Origin of the sequence: Psychrosphaera haliotis (assembly GCF_039523615.1) — a bacterium.
GTDB lineage: Bacteria > Pseudomonadota > Gammaproteobacteria > Enterobacterales > Alteromonadaceae > Psychrosphaera > Psychrosphaera haliotis.
The window spans coordinates 52,199-73,496 of sequence record NZ_BAAAFQ010000010.1 but is presented as its reverse complement, the minus strand read 5'-3'; the positions used below and the strand labels follow the sequence as shown (position 1 = coordinate 73,496).

Annotated in this window: 18 protein-coding genes; 5 read left to right on the top strand and 13 right to left on the bottom strand. The window is 38.8% G+C overall.

Features of this window, described 5'->3' with window-relative positions:
* Window positions 1–222, top strand: a complete 222-nt coding sequence (locus tag ABD009_RS12535; RefSeq protein ID WP_343825910.1) for a helix-turn-helix transcriptional regulator — start codon at window positions 1–3, stop codon at window positions 220–222.
* On the opposite strand, the gene prsR is transcribed toward ABD009_RS12535, so the two are convergent.
* From prsR to ABD009_RS12500, 7 genes are read right to left on the bottom strand one after another with little or no spacing between them, the layout of a single operon-like run.
* A complete protein-coding gene (gene prsR / locus ABD009_RS12530) occupies window positions 219–1,577 on the bottom strand; it encodes a PEP-CTERM-box response regulator transcription factor (protein WP_343825908.1) in 1,359 nt (452 codons plus the stop codon). The genes ABD009_RS12535 and prsR overlap by 4 nt on opposite strands.
* Complete coding sequence (gene prsK, locus ABD009_RS12525; protein WP_343825906.1) at window positions 1,577–3,628, bottom strand: XrtA/PEP-CTERM system histidine kinase PrsK; 2,052 nt, start codon at window positions 3,626–3,628, stop codon at window positions 1,577–1,579. The genes prsR and prsK overlap by 1 nt, the downstream gene beginning before the upstream one ends.
* An 18-nt stretch (window positions 3,629–3,646) precedes the next feature.
* Window positions 3,647–4,537, bottom strand: a complete 891-nt coding sequence (locus ABD009_RS12520; protein ID WP_343825904.1) for a trypsin-like peptidase domain-containing protein — start codon at window positions 4,535–4,537, stop codon at window positions 3,647–3,649.
* Complete coding sequence (locus ABD009_RS12515; protein ID WP_343825902.1) at window positions 4,521–5,618, bottom strand: nucleotidyltransferase family protein; 1,098 nt, start codon at window positions 5,616–5,618, stop codon at window positions 4,521–4,523. The genes ABD009_RS12520 and ABD009_RS12515 overlap by 17 nt, the downstream gene beginning before the upstream one ends.
* The gene (locus ABD009_RS12510) at window positions 5,615–6,514 is read right to left on the bottom strand and encodes an HprK-related kinase A (protein WP_343825900.1); all 900 of its coding nucleotides are present in this window, start codon (window positions 6,512–6,514) and stop codon (window positions 5,615–5,617) included. Before ABD009_RS12510 ends, ABD009_RS12515 begins: the two co-directional genes overlap by 4 nt.
* A gap of 3 nt (window positions 6,515–6,517) precedes the next feature.
* On the bottom strand, window positions 6,518–6,778 hold the full coding sequence (locus ABD009_RS12505; RefSeq protein WP_343825898.1) for a hypothetical protein: 261 nt from the start codon (window positions 6,776–6,778) through the stop codon (window positions 6,518–6,520).
* Window positions 6,772–7,467: a hypothetical protein gene (locus ABD009_RS12500; RefSeq protein WP_343825897.1), complete on the bottom strand. Its 696-nt coding sequence runs from the start codon at window positions 7,465–7,467 to the stop codon at window positions 6,772–6,774. The genes ABD009_RS12505 and ABD009_RS12500 overlap by 7 nt, the downstream gene beginning before the upstream one ends.
* 291 nt (window positions 7,468–7,758) lie before the next feature.
* On the opposite strand from ABD009_RS12500, the gene ABD009_RS12495 reads away from it, so the two are divergent.
* The 3 genes from ABD009_RS12495 to ABD009_RS12485 all read left to right on the top strand — a co-directional run bounded on the left by ABD009_RS12495 (window position 7,759) and on the right by ABD009_RS12485 (window position 11,363).
* Window positions 7,759–8,628, top strand: coding sequence for a PEP-CTERM/exosortase system-associated acyltransferase (locus ABD009_RS12495; protein WP_343825895.1), 870 nt, complete (start codon window positions 7,759–7,761; stop codon window positions 8,626–8,628).
* Between the two features lie 14 nt (window positions 8,629–8,642).
* Window positions 8,643–10,313 (top strand): FAD-binding protein, encoded by a 1,671-nt coding sequence (locus ABD009_RS12490; protein ID WP_343825893.1) that lies wholly within the window; start codon window positions 8,643–8,645, stop codon window positions 10,311–10,313.
* Between the two features lie 150 nt (window positions 10,314–10,463).
* On the top strand, window positions 10,464–11,363 hold the full coding sequence (locus ABD009_RS12485; protein WP_343825890.1) for a hypothetical protein: 900 nt from the start codon (window positions 10,464–10,466) through the stop codon (window positions 11,361–11,363).
* Window positions 11,364–11,489: 126 nt separating this feature from the next.
* On the opposite strand, the gene prsT is transcribed toward ABD009_RS12485, so the two are convergent.
* Both prsT and ABD009_RS12475 read right to left on the bottom strand, forming a co-directional pair.
* Window positions 11,490–14,138, bottom strand: a complete 2,649-nt coding sequence (prsT, locus tag ABD009_RS12480) for an XrtA/PEP-CTERM system TPR-repeat protein PrsT (protein WP_343825888.1) — start codon at window positions 14,136–14,138, stop codon at window positions 11,490–11,492.
* A 48-nt stretch (window positions 14,139–14,186) separates the two neighbouring features.
* The gene (locus tag ABD009_RS12475) at window positions 14,187–15,437 is read right to left on the bottom strand and encodes a GNAT family N-acetyltransferase (protein ID WP_343825886.1); all 1,251 of its coding nucleotides are present in this window, start codon (window positions 15,435–15,437) and stop codon (window positions 14,187–14,189) included.
* A 114-nt stretch (window positions 15,438–15,551) separates the two neighbouring features.
* On the opposite strand from ABD009_RS12475, the gene ABD009_RS12470 reads away from it, so the two are divergent.
* On the top strand, window positions 15,552–16,721 hold the full coding sequence (locus ABD009_RS12470) for a glycosyltransferase (protein ID WP_343825884.1): 1,170 nt from the start codon (window positions 15,552–15,554) through the stop codon (window positions 16,719–16,721).
* Here ABD009_RS12470 and ABD009_RS12465 read toward each other — a convergent pair.
* The 4 genes from ABD009_RS12465 to wecB are packed head-to-tail and all read right to left on the bottom strand — an operon-like array spanning window position 16,713 to window position 21,231.
* The gene (locus tag ABD009_RS12465; RefSeq protein ID WP_343825881.1) at window positions 16,713–17,786 is read right to left on the bottom strand and encodes a FemAB family XrtA/PEP-CTERM system-associated protein; all 1,074 of its coding nucleotides are present in this window, start codon (window positions 17,784–17,786) and stop codon (window positions 16,713–16,715) included. The genes ABD009_RS12470 and ABD009_RS12465 overlap by 9 nt on opposite strands.
* Before the next feature lie 4 nt (window positions 17,787–17,790).
* Window positions 17,791–18,834 carry a hypothetical protein gene (locus tag ABD009_RS12460; RefSeq protein ID WP_343825879.1) on the bottom strand — a complete coding sequence of 348 codons (1,044 nt, stop codon included), beginning with the start codon at window positions 18,832–18,834 and terminating at the stop codon, window positions 17,791–17,793.
* Between the two features lie 20 nt (window positions 18,835–18,854).
* Window positions 18,855–20,105, bottom strand: a complete 1,251-nt coding sequence (wecC, locus tag ABD009_RS12455) for a UDP-N-acetyl-D-mannosamine dehydrogenase (RefSeq protein WP_343825877.1) — start codon at window positions 20,103–20,105, stop codon at window positions 18,855–18,857.
* 1 nt (window position 20,106) lies between these two features.
* A complete protein-coding gene (gene wecB, locus ABD009_RS12450) occupies window positions 20,107–21,231 on the bottom strand; it encodes a non-hydrolyzing UDP-N-acetylglucosamine 2-epimerase (RefSeq protein WP_343825875.1) in 1,125 nt (374 codons plus the stop codon).
* Window positions 21,232–21,298: the final 67 nt, after the last annotated feature.

The window sequence follows — 21,298 nt, the reverse complement described above, 5'->3', positions numbered from 1 at the left end:
ATGGCGAAACTTCTCCCAATTGATAACAACGTGAAAGAGCTTCGTGAGCGCCATAACAATATGACGCAAGGGCAGTTAGGTGAATTAGTCGGGGTAACTCGACAAACGGTAGCAGCTATCGAACAGCGCCGTTATTCCCCGTCTTTGGAAACTGCATTTAGGATCGCGCGTGAATTTGGCGTTGGCTTAGATGATGTTTTTACTTGGCAAGGCCAGAATTAATCTGGCTTTATGTCTTTCAAATTGTACTTTTCAATTAACGAATAAAGAGTAGGTCGGGTAACACCAAGTAACTCGGCTGTTCTCGACATATTATGTTTAGACTGCGCAAACGCCATTCTAATAGCCTGACTTTCAGCGTTTTCTCTCACTGTTTTTAAGTTTAGCTCAGTGATTTCGTCGTTATTCGTTTGAACGTTATAAAAGCCTAAGTCTTCAGCTGAAATTAAACTAGCATCAGAGATAATAACTGCAGATTTTAGCTTATTCTGAAGTTCACGAATATTCCCCGACCAATCATGTGCCAACATGGCTTGTATCGCGTCTTCGGTGAAGCCTCTTACATTTTGCGAGAACTCTTGATTGAATATATGAAGGAAATGTTTTGCTAATACCACCACGTCACCGCTTCGAGCGCGCAGAGGCGGAATCTCAATAGTCACTTCACCAACGCGATAATATAAATCTTCACGAAATTCTTCACGCTTAGACATTTCCGGAAGGTTTCTGTGTGTAGCGCAAATCACCCTTACGTTTACGGAAATCTCACTTCGCCCACCTACGCGCTCAATGACTCGCTCTTGTAAAAAACGAAGCATTTTAGCCTGCAGGTTTAAAGGCATATCACCTATTTCATCTAAGAATAAAGTACCGCCGTTGGCAAATTCAACTTTACCTTTAGTGGTTTTCGCGGCACCTGTAAATGCGCCTTTCTCATAACCAAAAAGCTCACTTTCAAGCAGGTTATCTGGGATTGAAGCACAGTTGATCGCAACAAAAGGGCCTTTATTTCTTGGGCTAGATTCATGAATGGCTTTAGCAAATACTTCTTTACCAGTACCACTTTCGCCAAGCAAAAGCGTAGTTATGTCTGCTTTGGCAATTTTCTCAGCAAGCCGACAAGCCTTTTGAATGTCTGGACTGTTACCAATGATGCCACCAAATGGATTGTGGCCTTGTTGCAACGAACGATGTTCATCTTCTAGTTTAGCTAAATTAAACGCACGACCAACAATAATAGACAAGGTATCCATGTCGATAGGTTTTTGATAAAAGTCATATGCGCCAAGCTCTATGGCTTTTAATGCATTTGTTTTATCAGAGTTGCCGGTGACTACAATAACTTTAGTATTGGGTGCAAGGCTCATGATATCCGCTAAAACAGCAAGGCCTTCGGAAGCATTAGTTGGATCAGGCGGTAAACCTAAATCTAGAGTCACGACTTTAGGCTCGTGGCGGCGAAGTTGGGAAATAGCTTTTTGGCGATCTTCAGCAAAAATCAGTTCGTATCCAGACAAACCCCATTTTAGCTGTTTTTGAATTCCTAAATCGTCTTCAACGATTAATAACTTGTCCATTAGTTTTCCTTACTTGCAAGAGGTAAACACATTACAAATGTAGTGCCTATGCCCAAATCGCTATTCACAGTGAGAATGCCGCCGTTTTCAGATGCAAAAGTTTTGGCTTCATATACACCAACGCCCATTCCTGCGTTGCCTTTAGTTGTCTCAAAAGGCTTGAAGAGCAGATTATCAATGAAATCTTTGCTCATTCCAATGCCTGTATCAGAAATTATGATCTTTAAATTTTGTTTCGCACTGTCTAGCGTTAACTTCACCAACACAGATCCGTTTTCGTCTGTCGCTTGTTGCGCATTATCAATGAGGTGGCCGATAACGGAACTAAACCTGTCTTTGTCCAAGTCCAGTGACAGCTCATTTGGGTGTGCAACATAAATAGGGCTAGGAGCTTTGTCTTGGAAATCACCAACCAGTTCCGATAACGTCTTGTTTAGCTCAATAAGGGCCGCCGAACTTCGTTGCTGTTGCTTCTCTTTTAATTGTGAGAGCATTTTATCCATTCGTTCTTTTGTATGCTCTAGTGTTTCAAAAGTGTCATCGATAAACTCTTGATTATCTCGGTATTTTTTACTGTTACTAACGATCATTCCTATTTGAGCAATGACATTTTTTAAGTCATGAACAACAAAGGCTGACATTCGATTGAAGGCTGCAAATTTCGCATTTTCTTCTAGTCTTACTTTTGCTTCATTAGACTTTATAAAGCCAGCAACTTGAGACGATACAGCGGTGAGATAATCTTTAATTTCCCAGTTAACTTTAATGCGGTCGGCATTTTTACTCGATAATAAAAAGCATCCATGTAATTTATTGCTGATAAAAATAGGCAAAATAATTTCAATACCATCAGACAACAAACCCGCTACTTTACAATCATTAAAGTGTGTCTCGTATTCAGTACGGTGAAACTCTGGCAAATCTATAATCCAATGGCTTTGTTCTAGATTTGGAATTAGGCAGTGTAGTTCTAATAAGCTCTTATGAGACAAACCAAATACATCTGAGGTAACTAGCTCTAAATGCTCATGTTGCAACATAATATAAGCACCAGTGGAATAGTGCAGAGAACCACATACCCCTTTTAAACTAGTTTGATAAAAGTCCTGGCTGGCGTCGGTTTCACTTAAAGTATTGGTTAACTTGAGCCATTCTTCACGATAATCAAACTGGTTGGCATAAAAGTGCTTTTGAATATAGGTTCTAAAGTACTTTCTTAAAGACTCAGAGATAAAAATATACGCTAGCGCAACTAAAGCTCCAGCAACAAAAACGATTTGTAAAATACCGGACCAAGCCGCGCCAATTTGCTGTATCACATACCCTGTCATGGCCATGATTAACAAGTAACCGCCAGAAAACAGCAATAATGAACTGTTAAGAACCACATCTCGGGAAATAAATACGCGTAAGTTCCAGCTTGACACTCGCTTCATACTAAGCAGTAAAAGAGGCGTTAACATGGCATAAATGTAAGGACGGGAGGCCAGATAATTCACATCAACGGCACTCAGTAACAACGCGTTAGACATCATGATTAGGTGAAATATATTAACCATAGCAAGGCCTAGCACTAATGGTTTGTAGGCCCATTTCTGCTCGCCGGCACTTCGGTATATTTGCTCAATCAAAATAAGCTGAATAATGCTGCCTAATAAACCGCCACCGATAACTAAACGTAACTCCATCGCTTCATCAAAAAATGGTGAGAAGATAGCAAAGTTAAAAATTACAATAAGAAAGATGATTGTAAGTACATACTTACTTCTGAGCATTTTACTCATAGAAATAGGCTGGTTATCTAAAATAGACAACAATAACAATGACCACATTCCAATTTGTAAGGACTCTAAAAACGGAGAAATAAAGAATGGAGATGAAGAGAAGGTAGCGCCGAGAGCATAACCAACAGACCATACAATCATCATGACGTAGGTGATTAAAAAGACCGCGCGAAGAGGCCCTTTTGCATTACTACCAAACAGTAATGCTGAGGTTGATAAATAGCCAATCAAACATAACGAAAGGCCTACAAAATATGCAATTTCCAAAACTAGTTCCTATTATTTTTATTGTCTAGTTTGTTTAAGTAACTTATGTATTTCCGACACAGGAATGGCGTAACTAATCCCACTAGGATCTGATAATACATTTTCCCGTGTTGATTTCACCAACACACTGTTAATAATCGCGACAACCTTGCCCGTAGCAGTTTCAATAACAGGGCTGCCACTGTTGCCAGGATACGCAGTAACATCAAGTTGATAAACGTAAAGTGGATTTCTTAAGCGTTTAATCATTTCAATCGACAACTGACTGGCGTTTTTCTGTGGAATAGCTTGCGGAACAAAAGCAGACACATAACCAATATGTATCGCCTTAAACAGTCCCAAAACAGAACCAATAGGTAAACCAGAAAGCATGATTTGACTGCCAGCAGGGGCGTTATAATCACTATCACTTAACGTTAAAGCAGGCAGTACGGCATCAATTTCAATAATGGCCACATCAGCGCGCTCGTCTTGAGCAATCAACTTAGCAGTATAAAAACGTGCTTTTTTACCTTCACCAACATGCACAGATATTTGAGCTTTGTCGGGTTCATAGGCCTTACCGTTAACAACATGATGATTGGTGGCAATAATACTCTTAGTTGCCGATGAGCGAACCACAAACCCTGTACCAAGCAACTGATAACGCGGTGCACTTAGCGGATTGTAAACACCAACACCAACCACTGAAGGTTTAGTTTGTGCGGCAATCGCGGGTAAGGAATTAGAGCCTTGAGCAAAACTAGGAGAGGAAAGCATAACTAACGCAATAATCAGCATTAACGCAAAATAAACAGCTGATTTAGTTGACGTTACAGCTGACTCAATTTTCGTAACGGTCGAATAACCAACGCCTGCACTAACGTCTGATATCAATGAATTAAGTTCTTTTCTATTTGTTAGCGCCATTGACTGGCTCCTCTTTAAACTTCTCTTTCATATTATGTATGAATTTCCTACAAATATGCGGAATTAATACATGAAGCGGCATCTTAATTAAGTGGCTTCGCATATATAGCCAAAACAGCCCAACGTTATTAATAAAATTGCCTTGAGCAATGCTGTCTGCAGTAAACACAAATTTAAATGCAGGAACTGTCACATAGAAGGTAATAGCGTTTTTACTAACTAAACTTTCTACTTGTCTATGTTCCAATTCTTTGTCCAAGTTTTTTAAAACAAAAAGCAATGCGAGGTGAACATAATCATCTAAGCCCAGTGCCTTACTTCTTTCTAATATTAAATTATGCGCTGACTCAGTTTCTTCCTCACCATCAAGCTCTTGGTAAAGAATAATTAAATCGGTTATGTCCCTTATTGCATGGGGGAATTCACCTTCGGTAAATAGGTGTGTAGCGCTATGAATAAACCTATCAACTAAGTCAAAGGTCAGCAGTGGGACTTGTTTCAGTTTGATTGTTTTTAACTTGTCCGCATTGAAGTGCTTTTTATTGGTCAGTGGCAGTATATTGTGATGTAAATCGATAGTTGTTAAACGGTCTTTGTGAATTAAAGGCTGTATTTCGTGCATCCATTCTCTAAAGTAACGCTTGTCGTAGTCAGTTTCTTTTTTGTGGAACCAGCCCTGTGTCATCAACGCAATTTCAGCATCACGGATTTTTGAGTGGTCCACAAGTATATCAATGTCGTTAAAAATACGGCCATGTTTGCAACTAGACGAAACAGCGATGTACGCAGCACCTTTCAATACAGTCGTATCAATACCTCTACTTACTAAAGTGTTAGAGATATCTTCTAGCTCTCTATTAATATTGATCTCTTGCTGCTCTACAAATAAGTTACAGCTCGTGAAATGGGGAACCACTCTGTCAGGTACATGTTTTTCAACGCTGTTTGACTGTAAGCGCCACCAAATACGGCCAAGCATATTTTGGTCACGGCCATGGGAAACCACTTTTGACCAATCATACATAGATAACTTTTTGGCCAACTCAGGGTTATTAAATAAAGATATTAATAAATTGCTCATAAAGTTAGGGCCTCAAACCATTCTAAAGCGGCTTTGTTGTCGCCATAACGTAAATTAAAACTTGAGGTGCCATCAATAAATTCGGTTAAAGTATTGAATCCGGATAACCCTAAAATATTGTAGTTAAAAGAGTTGGCTATTAATTCAAAAAAAGCGCTATCTTGTGACATAGGGTCCGTTGACAAGGCTTCGTTTTTACTAAATTTAGGCAGAATAATATGAGTTGCTTTAGATTTTTGATCAATGTTTGCCACTGAAGCGTCCGGAGCTTTAAACAGGCAAACGTCACCTTTGTGAGTATCTTTTACAATATTTGAATGCGCCACATTTGGGAAAGCTTGTTTAATGACAGAAATAGATTGGTTTTTTAGGTTAATGGGGCGCGCTAATGGCTGAATTAGGCCTGAACTGGTTTCAATTAAAGTAAGCTCGTCAGACAAAAGGCGCCATCCAGAAAAAACTAAAAGTGCGGTAAGGGTACTTTTTCCTGAACCAGGTGGCGCTGGCAATACAACACAAACCCCATTTTTTTCGATAACAGCCGCGTGGATCATAAGATATTGGTGTGCATTAGAAGAAATACACCAATTTAGGCCCCACTCAAACATAGGGAAAGCTTGATTTGCAGGAATAGGAGTAAATGGCTCCTGGTCGCCTAGCTGGAAAAAGCACTGTTTTCGAAAAAACTTTCGTATTAAGGAGTGGGAATTTCTCAGTGTGATTTCAAAATCTACAAAATGCTCATCAGACAACACTTCAAATTCGCTGTATATCTTTGCAATTTCTTCATAAACATTTGGGAAGTCGCTTTTGACGGCGATAGAAAACGGGCCAACATCAAATTTTAGCGTTTTTCCTGACTCTAGTTTTGACTTAGCTAAATCCTTTAGTTTCAACTACTAGCTCTCTATAAGTGCTCTCTGTTGTAAAGAGTTTAACGTATTATCGACAGCTAACATAGCGTGTTCTTCACTGCAGTCGAGGTCTTTAACAATAACTTCAGTTAGCTCTGATTTGTTCTCAACACCAGAGGATAGTGCTGTAAAAAAGGTTTCAACATCTATAGGGATAAACAATGTTTCGGAAAGTTTTATATTATAAATATAAGTACCGTGACCTTCATGAGTTCGAGTCACGGTATTTGATCTAAATTTTAGCAAACTGTATCAGCTTCCCAGCCCAAATCACCTTGGCCTTCGTGTACTAAATTTACCAAAATAAGTTTAGCATCTCTGTAAGCAACTCTTCCTTGCTCGTAATCTTTACAAAATGCTCTTATTTCGTCTTGAGTATAAGGGTAACCAACAGCGCCATATAAAGGGTCAGCATTTAAATAAGCCGTTAACATAAATCTATCAACCTGAGTAACAGAGTGACCGTTTATGTTTGCAGTTTCACCCGAACCCTTCCAATTGCTAGGGCTTAGTACGTCTCGTACTTGAGCTGCAAGCATTGAACCTGGAAAAATGCCGCCAATACCGCCATAAAACTTATCATAATAATAGTCAGGCAGTTTGCTGCTTCCGCTTATTGACTCACATCCATTAGAAGCTTGGGCACTTTGACTATTAGAAGCCCACGAAGAACCTTTTGCTTTGTTTTTCTTGTTTTTCTTGTTTTTCTTACTTTTATGCTCGTGAAAATAACCAGGACTAAAGCCATTAAATTTGGTCAAGTTAGTGCTTCTAGACATTGCACCTGACTGGTTTCCAGAGGTTGCACTAGATGTAGCCCAAACTGGAGCTGCAGCCACGGCTGTAATTACAGGCGCAATCTTAGCGCTCTTAATTAAAAGCTTACGTCTTGAAGACTGTAATTCAGTTTTGGAATCTTTGATCTGCTTATCCATATTTGTACCACCAGAATATTAATCGCTATTGGTCTAATTATAACCAGACTCAATAAATTTATAAAGAAGCATCTGCAATTAATGAGCCTAATTTTAAGTTATTGTTTTTGTTGGTTAATTTAATATTCTGAGGCGTAATTGTAAAAGAAACTGACACTGGTTGAAATGGCAACTGTGGACTATTATCAAAACTTACTGTTTTTAATCAAATAAGTGAAAATATAAATTTACATTTTTTTCGATTATTGGCACTGTTGTAATTCAGTTAAGCGCAAATATAGGTTTTTTAAGTTGAGTACGTTAAAAAAATTATCCAATAAACCAGTCATTGGTACATTGATAAGATACATTACAAAAATTTTTGCGAATGTTCATGCAAAGCGTATCGCGACACATTTTTCTGAATATTTACAGCCTATAGTTGCTCATAATGAGTACCTTAAAAGTAAAGCCTTTGAAATTAGACACAACGTTTACTGTGAAGAGTTAGGCTTTGAAGAATGTAATGAAGAAAAACAAGAATCGGATGATTTTGATCTGCACTCAATACATTGTGTAATTCAACATCGAAGCACTAAGCGTTTTGCTGGAACCGTCAGAATTGTTTACTCATTAAGTGAGAAGCAACAATTGCCACTAGAAAAATACTGTTTAGATTCAATTGACCACCCTACATTAATACCAACTAATTTTCCGCGCCATAAGATTTGCGAAATATCTAGATTGGCCGTCCCGAACGAATTTAGAAAACGACAAAGTGATCAATTTAAGGGTGCTGCTACTGGCGGAATTAATGAAAGCGAGTATTCAGAGAAAGAATTACGCTGTTTTCCATTTATTGCTATTGGTCTGTATTTATCGGCTGCAAGCATTGTAATGAGCAAAGATATTGAACATGTATTTGTGATGATGGAGCCTAGATTAGCTCGAAGCCTTAAGTTTGTAGGTATAGAATTCCAACAAATAGGTCCAGTTGTTGACTATCACGGTAAACGTGCACCTTATTACATTAGTCCGAAGATGTTATTAAACAGTTTAACGCCTGGGTTTAAAAAACTGTTTCGAGGTATTCAAAAAGAGTTAGATATTCAAGTTTGCGGCGATCCTTCTATTATCGGCGGACTAGGCTACACTGATTTCGGATTAACAGATAAAAATTAACAAAGGGGCACTCAATGTCTGATCTTAGCAAATTAATTGCATTTTTAGAGTCGGAACTCATTGAGTTTGCAAGCAATACCGTTAATGAAGAAGTTTTAAATAAATATAACCAATGTTGTTATGACCAATCCTATAAATCTTCACTAGCAATTATTCCTAATGACAAAAGTGAAGTTATTAAGGTTGTAAAATTTTTGGACAGCCTCGCTGTTACTTCCTCTACTATCAAGTTGTATACTATTTCCACGGGCAATAACTGGGGTTATGGATCCGCCACGCCAACATCTCAGAATGCCGTTTTGATGAGTTTGCACAAGTTAAATTCAGAACCAACTTGGTTATCAAATACACATGATAAAGAACAACCTTACGGAAAAACGCTCGGTATAGTTAAAATTGAACCTGGTGTAAGCCAAATACAGCTATACAACTTTCTACAACGTGAAGGTGGCGAGTTTTGGATGGACGCAACTGGCTCTTCTATTGAAAGTAGCGTATTAGGGAATACTCTAGAAAGAGGTTTTGGACACACAGCTTATGGCGATCACTTTGATCACTGTGCAGGGTTAGAAGTTGTGCTAGCTGATGGTACATTTGTTAAAACCGGCCATGCTGGACACACAAATGCAGCAAACGCCGGTGTTCATAAACATGGCCACGGTCCTGTGGTTGAAGGCGTTATGAGTCAGTCAAATATTGCGATAGTGACAGCAATGTACATTCATGTAATGCCTGCAAAAAAATTAATGAAAAAATTCTTTATAAAACTCAGCAGTAATGAAGGCTTTTATCAAGCAGTAGAAGCGTTAAGGCCTCTTAAAATGTCTGGCTTACTAAATAGCCAAATGCATTGTGCAAATGCACATAAAGGGATTCAAGCTATGGTGCGCTATCCTTTTAAAGAAGCAGACAATAACGTACCTCTGCCTTCTAACTTGTACAATCGGTTAATAAAAAAACATGATATCTCACCTTGGACAATATCTGGTGCTATATATGCCGATAGCTCAGCAGAATTGAGCTATAAAGTTTCAAGTGTTAAAAAAGCACTCAAATCAGTTCAACATAAAGCAATTATGTTATCGCCTAACCTAGCGAAGACGGCACTTAAATTTTCTTCCTCTAATTTTGTTCAGAAGCGACCAAACAGTAAAATTGCATCATTATCTAAACCGCTAGAAGTACTTAATGAGCTTATCGGTCTTAAGCAGGGTAAGCCTACCAACTACTTTATCAACAGCGCTTATTATCGTATGAGAGAGTTTGTATCAACCGGCAACCCGGATGCCGATAATGTTGGGCTTATTTGGCTTGCCCCTATAGGGCCATTAACCAGAGAGACGTTAGCCTTAATGATTGAAACCGCAAGTACCGTTTCTCTCAAGTACAAGTTTGATCCTGCACTATCTATCACCCTTTTAAATGAAAAAGCGGCTGATTGCGTCATATCTATTATTTTTGATAGAACAATAAAAGAAGAAGATGACTCGGCATTAAAGTGTTACGACGAAATGTTAAGTAAGTTCAATGCCCTCGGGTTTTCGGGCTATCGATCTGCGATAAGAGCGATGCAAACAAATAGCTTAGGTTTTAGCCCTGAATTGGTTCATTTGCATAGAAAGTTAAAGTTAGGTTTTGATCCTAAAGATCTTTTTGGCTCAGGCCACTATATTTCTAGCCTTTAATGGTTCAGCAATCATTGTCAGATAATTTAACAACTATAATAAGTTTAATTGTAAGTTGTTGTTTTTAATGTGTTTTAAAGTTGGCTCACTACTTGCTAGTATGTATATATCAAAATTGAAACACACTTCAATAATTTAAAGGGAAACATTATGAAACTTAACAAACTTACAAAAGGCTTATTTGCTGCTACAGCAATGATGGCTGCTGGAGTTGCGAACGCAGATGTATTATCTGAAGTTTCTATCGACGTTCAAAACTTACAATTAAGCGTTTTTGCAGATGCAGCGGGTACTACTCAGCTGTTTCCTGGTGACGGTTCTTACACACTTAGCGGTGTAGGCATTGACTTCAATGGCACAAGCGTAAGTACTACATTAAATGGTAACGGCGATAATGACGGTTATGCTGCAGCAACTCAAGACCCGTTTGTACCAGTAGTATTCAACTTAAATTCTAATCAAAGCTCGTCACTGGCATCTGTTGATTCAAATGCATCAATTACTGGTAATATCTTCTTACCAGGTGGCGCTGACGGTATGACATCAAGCTCTACAGATGTAGGCGGTTATAACTTTGGTGAGACTAACTCACAAATTTCTAACAGTCTTCAAGCTGCGTTTAACTTTACAGCTCAGCAAGATGCGTTTGTACAAGTATCTTTTGACTGGCTTTTTGATGTACTAGTTGATGTTACTTGGAGCGGCGGTTCAGGTAATGCTGACTGGGCTTTTGAAGTAACATTAGGCGAAAAGTGTTCAGGTATACCTTGTAATGCTCCTGCTCCAATTTACAGCTTTGATTTAAATGATGATGTACTTGGTGCATCAGCTACAGGTCAAGTAAACCAAGTAGGTAACCCGTTTGCTGGTAACGTGAATGGTTCTCAAGACTCTGGTCTTCTTGAGCTTATGGGTGGAAAGCAGTACGAGTTAATTATTGTACAAAATGCTAATACATCAGCGGCTTCAGTTTCTGAGCCTATGTCTTTAGCTATGTTTGGTTTAGGTCTTCTAGGTCTAGCTGGCGCGGCGCGTCGTAAAGCTAAATAAACTTAGTTTCTAAATCTAAAAAGCCAGCTTTTAGCTGGCTTTTTTTATACCTAAAATCCCAAATAAAAATCTCTAAATAGAAAACTAGAAATAGAAAGTTAGAAATAGAAAGTTAGAAATTGAAACCTACAGAGAGGCTTCGATTTCTTTAAGGTGTTTAATTACACTTTGATTTGTTGGCGCCAAGTTATAAGCCGTTTTAAGTTTCTCATGGGCTTTTTTAATATCACCGTTTTTAAAGTAAATCATTCCTAATGTATCTAACGTATTTGCATTTGACGTATTCAAAGCCACTGCTTTGTTGGCGTATATCAGCGCTTGTTCAAATTTTCCCTCATTAGAAAGTAAATAAGCAATGTTATTAAGTGCTGTAATATTGTTAGGCAATTGGGCTAAAACGAGTTCATAGTGCTCTATGGCTTTACTTGGATTCGTTGAAATATACTCATTTGCTAATAATAGCCTCATAGAGTTATCCAAAGAATTCGTTTTTAAATGCGTTTCAGCTAACTCCCAGGCGGCCTCTTTGCTTTCTAACGATTTAGTTAGTACATACCTCAATCTTCCTGCATTAAACGTGGGTTTTAAAGCATATGACTGGTCTGCTAATGATAGTGCTTTCTTATACTTAGTTTCTTTTAGTGCTACCTGAGCTTCTACTAGTTTGTATAGGCTCTTGTTATCGTCAGTAACTTTAATACCTTTTAATATGCTCTGAGTTTTTGCTGTTTTTCCATCTAAACTCAGATAATAAGAGTAAGTTAACCCGAACTCTTGAGAGTCAGAAAATTTTTCATAGGCTATTTGGCTAGTAGAGTATGCTTTTCTTGAAAGTTGGTATCTCTCTAGGAAGCTAATAAGTGAACTCCAGCTTGCTGTATTATTAGGCTGAACTTGTGTCCATTTTTCTAATACTCTTATTGTTTCATTTGAGCCCGTAACAAAAAATGTAGATCTCGCTAACAATGACCAAAATTCTTTAGGGCTAGTTTCGTTGGCTTCTTCAATATCCAGGACATCAACTACATTTTTATATTCTTGCTTTGAAAAGTGGTACTCAGCTTTTAATAATTTAACATCCGACTCATTTATTGTTTTAATACCGGTATCAAAAATATCTAATATTTCTTTGTGCTTAGATAACTTTTTAGCTGAGAACACAGCAGCTCTTATTGCTGGTATATAACTAGGCTCTTTAGCTAAAACTTTCCGAGCTGCAGCATAAGACTTATCGTACTGCTCGCCTTCCAAGTACTCATTAGCGTAAAACATAAGTGACATTTTATTGTCTGGATCTATAGATAACGCTTTATCTAAGTATGTCTTCACCAAACCTAAATCATTATTTTTAAAAGCAACAAGCGCAGCATAGTTGTAGCTTTCTATAGAGTCAGGGAATGCGTTAACAAATTGTTTTGCAAATACAGACGCTTTTTTTAGTTGGTTTGCTTGAACATAAGCTGAACCTAGAGTGATATTCAGTGGAATTGAAGTTGGTTCTAGTTCAACGGCAGCTTCTAAATCTTTAATCCCAGACATATCGGATGTTGAAATTTTTAACACACCCAATTTAGACAAATTGTTAGCATCTGAATAATCTAAAGCAGAAGACTTTGCTAATAATTTCTTACCAGCTTCGGTTTTACCTGCTTTAAATAATTCTAAACTTGCTGCATTTACTATTTCTGGTTGCAGTAAAGAAAGATCAAGCTCATCCACAGAGTTTTCTAACTCTTCAATTTTACCTATTTGTATTTCCGTAGAGAGAATAGCTTGGCGAGCAAAATGGTCTTTTGGTAGCTGGCTTTTTATTTTCGAGAAGTGTGAGTAAGCTAGTTCTAGCTTGCCAAGCGAGTATGCACTCATCCCAGCAACAACCCTGCTCTGATAATTGTCAAAACCGTTGGTAATCGCTACTTCTGAAAAGATAAGAGACTGCTCAAAATCTTTAAGGTTAAAGTAGCTGGTTGCCAATAGTTGATTAGCTAGAGGTTGGGTTTTATGTTGTTTTGTTACCTTAGAAGCAACTTGTATTGCCTGTTCATATTCTGCGTTTTGAACAAGAGCAATGGATAAATAAATATCAGCTAATAATAAGTTAGGTGTTAGCGAGTCAAAGGTCTGATAACTACTAAGAGCAAGTTCTGACTTGTTTAATTGGTTCTCAAAATGTCCTTTGAGCAAGTGACCTAAAGCAAAGTCTGGATTGTTTTGCATTACACTGGTCAAAGCCGCCAGAGTGACTTCAGGTTCTGCTTCAATGTTTTTCAAAACCGCCGAAAGTTTTCCATAAATTGAGTCCGGATTTGACTCAATAGCTAGTTCAAAAAAGCGTAACGCTTCAGGTTGATCTTGTAGGTTGGTTGCCGATAATGCTTGAATGAAAAATAACTTTTCTAGAGGACCATATTCCTCACTATCGTAATCTAGTTCTAATTCGGTAACTTGCTGATAGTCTGTTTTATAAAATAGTACTTCGGCAAATTTAGGGAAAATAGACTCTTGGTCTGCGCCAAACTCAAGAGCCTTAATGTATTCTTTTTCGGCAAATTCTAATTGACCAGTTTTAAAGTAGATATCGGCCAGTAACTCTCTAGTAACCGCATTTTCGGCATCTGCTTGCGTTGCATTTTTTAGCTCAATTATTGCAGATTGAAATTCGTTATTTTTTATTAGCGCTTGAGCTTCAGCAACATGCTCTTCACTATTTTTTTCGCCACAGGCTGCAATGACTGATGCCAGTGCAATTGCTACTAAAGATTTTTTAAAATTCATGATTATTCCATTAATTTCTTATTTGTATTATTTATAACATTTTGATGGCTATTTTATAACCAAAAAAGGCTTGGCACGGCGTAAAAACCTCTCAATGTTGAAGCTAAATTTTGCTTTTTGTATTGTCAGGTTTGCAAATGAAGTATGAATATTTGATAACTTACTCTTATAGCTGGCTTCACCGGCTAGGAAATCATAATAATTCAAGCTCATATTCCTACATGCCTCTATCGCCATGCTTTGGAGCAGAAGGCCTACTTTAATTTTATTGTCGCTATTTGGCTCTATAGAGCTCAAGTAAAAGTGAAATGAACTCTTGTCTTTAAACCCATAAATAAAGCCTTTCACGTTGCTATCTACTGAAATACTAAACGCAATTGGTGTTGTAGCACTGTCATCACACTCAGCATTAATACAGATTAGCTTATGAAAATTAGCAAAGTGAGCATTTAGAAATCCACTTGGTGTATTTGTAATTTTCCATTTATTAATATGCCAAGTACAAAAATTAGTAAGTAAAAATTCTATTTGTTTTGGCGCTGTCACTATGTCAAAGGTTACTGAGTTTTTGCCGTTTAACTCCTCTAACTTAGAGAACGTTCGTTTAATGTGATTGTAGGTAGATTTGGATATTTTTTTTGGAAAATGTTCCATCAAATCGTTGTCTTTTAAATCCAGCTTATAACCAGGCTGGCGCGATGATGTTAAATACTTGAAGCGGCCTAGATCATTGGTTAAATCAGCCGTAGAACCGGATGTTAAATCTGACTGCAGCTGCTCAAACCATTTGGTTTGGGCTACGTTTACTATAAATTCATCTACATTTTGCGTACGTGGCTGAGATGTTAACAGCGATTGCCACATAGAAGTTCTAATTTGTTGGCTGGAAAGGTTTTTGTTACTAGTGTTGGAAAGGTTTTTGGTATTAACGGCCGCAGTTTCTGCGAGAAGGAAATCATTATACTCAATCCAAATTTGATCGAGTTTTTCGTTACCTGTGCGGTGTAAATGCCATTGTTTTGATTTTACAAAGCCGTGGCGACGAACTTTAGTTTCACAGAAAATACCAAAACCAAGCAAATCATCCAACGCATAACCATTTAAAGAGTGACTGCAGTTGACGGCGCGAACAACATAAACGTCATCAAAAGTTGGTAAAATAGAAAGCCAACTGCCAATCCAATTCCAAGACAGAAAAAAGCAGCCAGCACTGCGATTAAACAGCGAGTTCCATTCCTGCTCCAATTTGTCTAGCGGGTAATCCGACAGCGGAATAACCTGAATAGTAGGATTTAACAATTTGATTACTGAAATTTTGATTAGTCTGGTGTTATAGTAAAGTCAGTCTTAATTTAATGCCATGATTATATGAACAAAGAGCCTATAAATAACTGTCTGAACAAGAAAAAAGTCGTGCATATTGTGCCAAGTTTTGGCTGCGGCGGCCTTGAAAAGGTAGTGGTTAATCTCATTAATAATTCTGCGCATTACAATGTAAAACACGTGCTCATTTCGTTAACAACAGACTTTGAGCTCGCCAAAGAAATTAACGTACCCGTTGAAGTTTATTGTTTAGGCAAACAGCCAGGTAATGACATTTTCAGTCATCTCAAACTTTTCAAATTGCTTAAACGAATAAAGCCGGTGGCATTTCACTCTTATAACTTTGGCACTATTGAATATCATCTAGCGGCAAAATTAGCGGGTGTTCCTGTTACCGTGCATTGCGATCATGGCCGTGGTGGCGATGACCCGGCTGGTAAGAACAAGTTTAACAATCGCTTCAGACAACTGATTTCCAAGTTTATCGACCATTATATTGTGGTGTCGTATGACTTATATAGATGGGTGACGGAAGCTTTAAAAATCAGCGAAAGCAAAGTCCAACTTATCTTTAATGGCGTTACAGTTGAAAAAGACGTTGCTGTTAAACAAGTTGCAGGAAAACAAGTCGTGACAAACGGTTCCTCAGAAAACCAAACGTCAGAACACCAAACGTCAGAACACCATGCCTCTGTCACGTCCGCCTCTGGCAATGGGCCGTTTGTGATCACAACGGTTGGCCGATTAGACCCAATTAAAAATCAAAAGTTATTATTGTCGGCGTTTGATTTGGCTAAAAAGACCTACCCTAATTGGGAAAATGTAAAACTTCAGCTGGCGGGTAATGGGCCTATTTATCAAGAGTTAGTGGATTTTAACAATGCACTAAGTAGCGCCAAAGATGTTGAGTTTTTAGGTTTTAGATCTGATGTGGCCGACATTTTGTCCAATACAGATTTGTTTGCGCTGTCATCAAATTATGAAGCCATGCCAATGACTATTTTGGAAGCCATGGCATTAAAGGTTCCTGTAATCACTACAAACGTGGGCGGTATTGCCAAGTTTATCGACGAAAGCCATGCTTGGTTTGTTGAAAGTAAAAACGTGGAATCCTATGCCGAAACGCTAAACAACATACTGTTAGATGAGCAGGCACGATTGCAAAAAACCGGTGTTGCCCATCAACTTGTATTTGATAATTACAGCATGGATAAAATGGTCGATGCCTACATGGGACTATATCAAATAGAGCTAAGGTAAGTTCCGTACAATTGGTGGGCCTATCATCTTAGTGACCCACAATGGCAATTTCTGCCAAACCTGAATCGCTAAATCAAATTTACCACTGCTCGGCGATAAATCTGGCGCTTGTGCACCTTCTGGAACCCAGTGATACCAATAACATTGCTGAGGCTCTGCGCCCCACTGCTTTTTAAATTTGTAAGTGCCTGCGTCAATGGTTGAGCGGCCAAAATCAAACTGTTTAAAATCATTCTCAATGGCATAACTTAAAATCTGCCAATACAAATACATATTCACAGAAATTCGGTTGGCGTAACGCACTGTGCTAGCCCATGGAATTTCCATACGGCCATTGTTGTGCAGTAAAAAGCCGGTAGACACAGGTTTGCCTTCCCAATACACAACACATAGCAGGGCATTGTCGGCAAAGGTTTCTAATATCGCCTTAAAAAATAGTTTGCTGTAAACCGGTGTACCTAAGTCGCGCATGTTCAAGCAAAACACTTCGTAAAAATCTTCAAGTAACTCCACGCCACCAAACTTATGAGACACACCTTCACGTATTGGCCTTTTTATTTGTGAACGACGCTTAGAGCCTATCGCCTTGCCTAATAACTCTGGCGTTTCCGGTAAGTCCAAAATCATGTTTACTTTTTGTGTCGATACCGTCATCGGGTCGGTTGTTGCCGATGATACAAAAGGCTCAGAAGCACGAAGCTGTATGTGGCTCACCTTAAGTGTTTCGCCTTGTTTAATGGCCGCTTGCATAAGTTGCGCTTCAATTTCAGGTGAATCTGCAATAGCAGCCCCGTAATTAAAATACGGCATGGACACCATATAATTGCCAAACAGCCAACTTTTCAAATTAATGATAGGCAAAATACCCACAACGTTATTGGTTGCGTCTTTTGCAATAAAATAAAAGCCGTTTTGTTTAAGAGAAGACTCAATAAGTGTAAGCCATTTACTTTGATGGTAAATGCTTGCTTCAGGTTTAGTATGTACATACTTATCCCAAAGGTCATGGTCGGTAGACGATAATAACGATACGCTAACGGCTGAGTGTGATGTTGAAATATCCATTTAATTATAAATTCTTCTGTGATCCTGCTACCCGAACAAAAGTCATTACTTTCTCTCGTTCCGATATTTTAGGTAAATAAGGGTAAGGTTCTAACTTGGCGTCTTGTCGGCTTAAAAACCATTCATTATAAGGCACCATTTGGTCAGGGTGATTTAAATCGCCAATAAACATATTGCCGCTACTTACAAAACCGTCGTCTAAACGTTTTGAAATAAGCACATTTGGGCGAGTACGATCAAAAAATATTAAATTATTGCGCAGTTCAATTCGATTAACGGCAAACTTCCTGGCTTTCTTTTCAAGTCCGTAAGCAATGAGTTGGCTGTTTGAGGAGTTATCGCCTTGCTGCAAAATACTGTCACGAACAATTAACTCGCCGTATTCCGCCATGTCGATTAAACGACTATCAACACCGTCGAGGGAAGCCAACAGGCTATTTTCAACAATCACTTTTTTAGAACGAGACTTTATGCCAGACCCTTGGCTTTTTGTGCTTAAAATTTGGCTATAACGCACTACTAATTCATCGGCAATAATATACATGCTATGGGAAAAGCCATTGCGATTGCCAATACGTTCAAATTTAGAAAACTCAATATGAACAAAGCCTTTTACGCGGCTTGTTTTTACACCAGACTGACTGTCATGTGCATACAAGTCTCGAATGGTAATGTTTTCGCCTTCAAACCGAATACAGGCGCCATTGCCATCGGGCACCGCTATGTTTTTGCATTCAATTGACTCAACAACAACATCGTTGCCAGTTAATACTAATGCGCCTTTGCCATCGGCAGTAGCGCCATCAAATACAACGCCAGGTTCGCCTAAAATTGAAATGTTGCTAGCGGTTAAGTACACACCTTGAGTATAAACGCCTTTTTCTAAATAAATGCGACTGCCGTCTTTAATAGCCGGTTTAGCTTCCGCTAATGAACTAAAAGACTGACCATCTACAAATACTTGTTTAGCATAAGAGTGAGCAGCAAAGAGGTTAGATAACAGCAGTAAACCAACAAAACCAATGGATGTTAAATTACGAAGTGTCACACTAAACCTCCTTTTTTGAGTTAAAGAATACCGCGTGTATCAATCACTACTTTTTTCGCAAAGGCCGCTTTATCAGCAGACTTAAACTCTTTGTGATCAACCAATACAACAATCACATTGGCGCGCTCTAACGCTTGAGTTAATGAAGCAAACTCAACACCTTTACTTGTCATCGACTCTGGTAATTCACTAATGTTAGGTTCAACCGCTAATAATTCACCAATATTGTCGTTTGCTAGGTGCTCAACAATCTGTACTGCAGGGCTTTCACGTAAGTCGTCAATGTCAGCTTTAAAGGCTAAACCTAAACAAGCAATCACAGGCTTTTTAAATTGGTCAGCGGCTTCTTTTATTTGATCAATAACATAATGAGGTTTGTTGTCATTCACTAAGCGAGCTTTTTTGATTAGTTTGGCTTGCTCTGGGCAACTATCAACAATAAACCAAGGATCAACGGCAATACAATGGCCGCCAACACCAGGACCTGGATTCAAAATATTCACACGAGGGTGACGATTCGCTAATTTAATCAATTCCCACACGTTAATGTGTAACTGATCACAAATTGTTGAAAGCTCATTGGCAAAGGCAATGTTAACGTCTCGGAATGAGTTTTCTGTTAACTTCGCCATTTCAGCGGTACGAGCATTAGTAATAATGCACTCGCCACGAACAAAAGTTTGATAAAGCGCAACGGCTTTAGCACTACAAGCTGGAGAAATGCCGCCAATAACACGGTCGTTCGATACTAATTCCTGTAAAACATATCCTGGTAGTACGCGTTCTGGACAATGGGCAACATTAATATCTGCCTGCTCACCAACATCTTGTGGGAAGGTTAAATCTGGACGCGCTTCTTTTAACCAGCCCGCTAGTTTTTCTGTCGCACCAACGGGAGACGTCGATTCTAAAATAACCAAATTGCCTTTTTCCAATACCGGAGCAATGGCTTTAGCCGCCGACTCTATGTAACTCAAATCAGGGCTGTGGGAATCATCTTCGCCATGTTTAAACGGAGTAGGCACTGCAATCATAAAGGCTTCAGCAGGTTCAACTTGTGTAGTAGCACGAAGGTTGCCAGTGGATACAACGCTTTTTACAACAATATCTAAATCAGGCTCAACAATGTGAATGTTACCGGCGTTAATGGTGTCTACCGCCTTTTGGTTAATTTCAACACCCACCACTTTAATACCGCGCGAAGCAATCACCGCAGCCGTTGGTAAACCTATGTAACCTAGTCCAATAACGGAAACTTTTTTAAATTCCATTTTATAATTCCTCTAAAAGCGTGTTTACGATGCGCTGACAAGCTTCACCATCACCATAAGGGTTATGGGCGCGAGCCATGTTTTCATATACGGCGGCATCGTTTAATAATTCGAATGTATTTTCTGTGATCTTTTGAACGTCGGTACCGACTAACCTAACGGTTCCTGCTTCTACTGCTTCAGGGCGTTCAGTGGTATCGCGCATCACTAAAACAGGCTTACCTAACGATGGCGCTTCTTCTTGCACGCCGCCTGAGTCCGTAATAATCAAATAACTCTGATTCATAAGGTAAACAAACGGTAAGTAGTCTTGTGGCTCAATAAGAATAATGTTTTTGTGTTTTGACAGCAGGCGATTCACTGGCTCTCTAACATTTGGATTCAAATGCATTGGGTAAACAATTTGCACGTCTTCACGTTGTTCGGCAATTTCAGCAAGCGCAGCACAAATTCGCTCAAATCCACCACCAAAACTTTCACGGCGATGACCAGTCACTAAAATCAGCTTTTTCGACGCATCTAAAAAGTCGAACTTCTTCGCAAACTGTGTTTGTAATTGACTGTCTGTTTCAAGTTTGTTTTTAACCCAAAGTAGCGCATCAATAACGGTATTGCCGGTCACTGTAATGCTTGATGGCAATACGTTTTCTTTAAGTAAATTAGACTCAGATAATGACGTAGGGGCAAAATGGAAATTGGTGAGCGAGCCTGTTAGCTTGCGGTTTGCTTCTTCTGGCCAAGGCGAATAAATATTGCCTGTGCGTAATCCAGCTTCAACATGACCCACTTTTATTTGTTGGTAAAACGAGGCTAAGGATGCTGAAAATGTAGTGGTAGTATCACCATGAACTAAAACAACGTCGGGTTTGAACTCCGCCAAAACAGGCTTTAAACCACTTAAAATATTGGTGGTCACGTCGTACAGGTCTTGGCCAGGCTTCATAATATTAAGGTCGTAGTCAGGCTTAATTTCAAATAACTCTAAAACCTGATCTAACATCTCGCGGTGTTGAGCCGTTACGCAAACTTTAGCGTCTAAACCTTCTGCCGCTGCTAATTTGTGTACCAAGGGCGCCATTTTTATTGCTTCAGGGCGTGTACCAAATACCGTTAGAACCTTTTTCATTTACGCTGCCTATTTAAATTTCCATAGCAAGTTATTAGCAATTCTAAACAAAAAGTTAGCTCGCTAA

Coding starts and splice junctions, on each gene's coding strand:
- ABD009_RS12465 (WP_343825881.1), bottom strand. CDS start 17,786: ATGGATATTTCAACATCACACTCAGCCGTTAGCGTATCGTTATTATCG.
- ABD009_RS12515 (WP_343825902.1), bottom strand. CDS start 5,618: ATGAGCAATTTATTAATATCTTTATTTAATAACCCTGAGTTGGCCAAA.
- ABD009_RS12535 (WP_343825910.1), top strand. CDS start 1: ATGGCGAAACTTCTCCCAATTGATAACAACGTGAAAGAGCTTCGTGAG.
- wecC (WP_343825877.1), bottom strand. CDS start 20,105: ATGGAATTTAAAAAAGTTTCCGTTATTGGACTAGGTTACATAGGTTTA.
- prsR (WP_343825908.1), bottom strand. CDS start 1,577: ATGGACAAGTTATTAATCGTTGAAGACGATTTAGGAATTCAAAAACAG.
- ABD009_RS12490 (WP_343825893.1), top strand. CDS start 8,643: ATGTCTGATCTTAGCAAATTAATTGCATTTTTAGAGTCGGAACTCATT.
- ABD009_RS12520 (WP_343825904.1), bottom strand. CDS start 4,537: ATGGCGCTAACAAATAGAAAAGAACTTAATTCATTGATATCAGACGTT.
- ABD009_RS12485 (WP_343825890.1), top strand. CDS start 10,464: ATGAAACTTAACAAACTTACAAAAGGCTTATTTGCTGCTACAGCAATG.
- prsT (WP_343825888.1), bottom strand. CDS start 14,138: ATGAATTTTAAAAAATCTTTAGTAGCAATTGCACTGGCATCAGTCATT.
- ABD009_RS12500 (WP_343825897.1), bottom strand. CDS start 7,467: ATGGATAAGCAGATCAAAGATTCCAAAACTGAATTACAGTCTTCAAGA.
- wecB (WP_343825875.1), bottom strand. CDS start 21,231: ATGAAAAAGGTTCTAACGGTATTTGGTACACGCCCTGAAGCAATAAAA.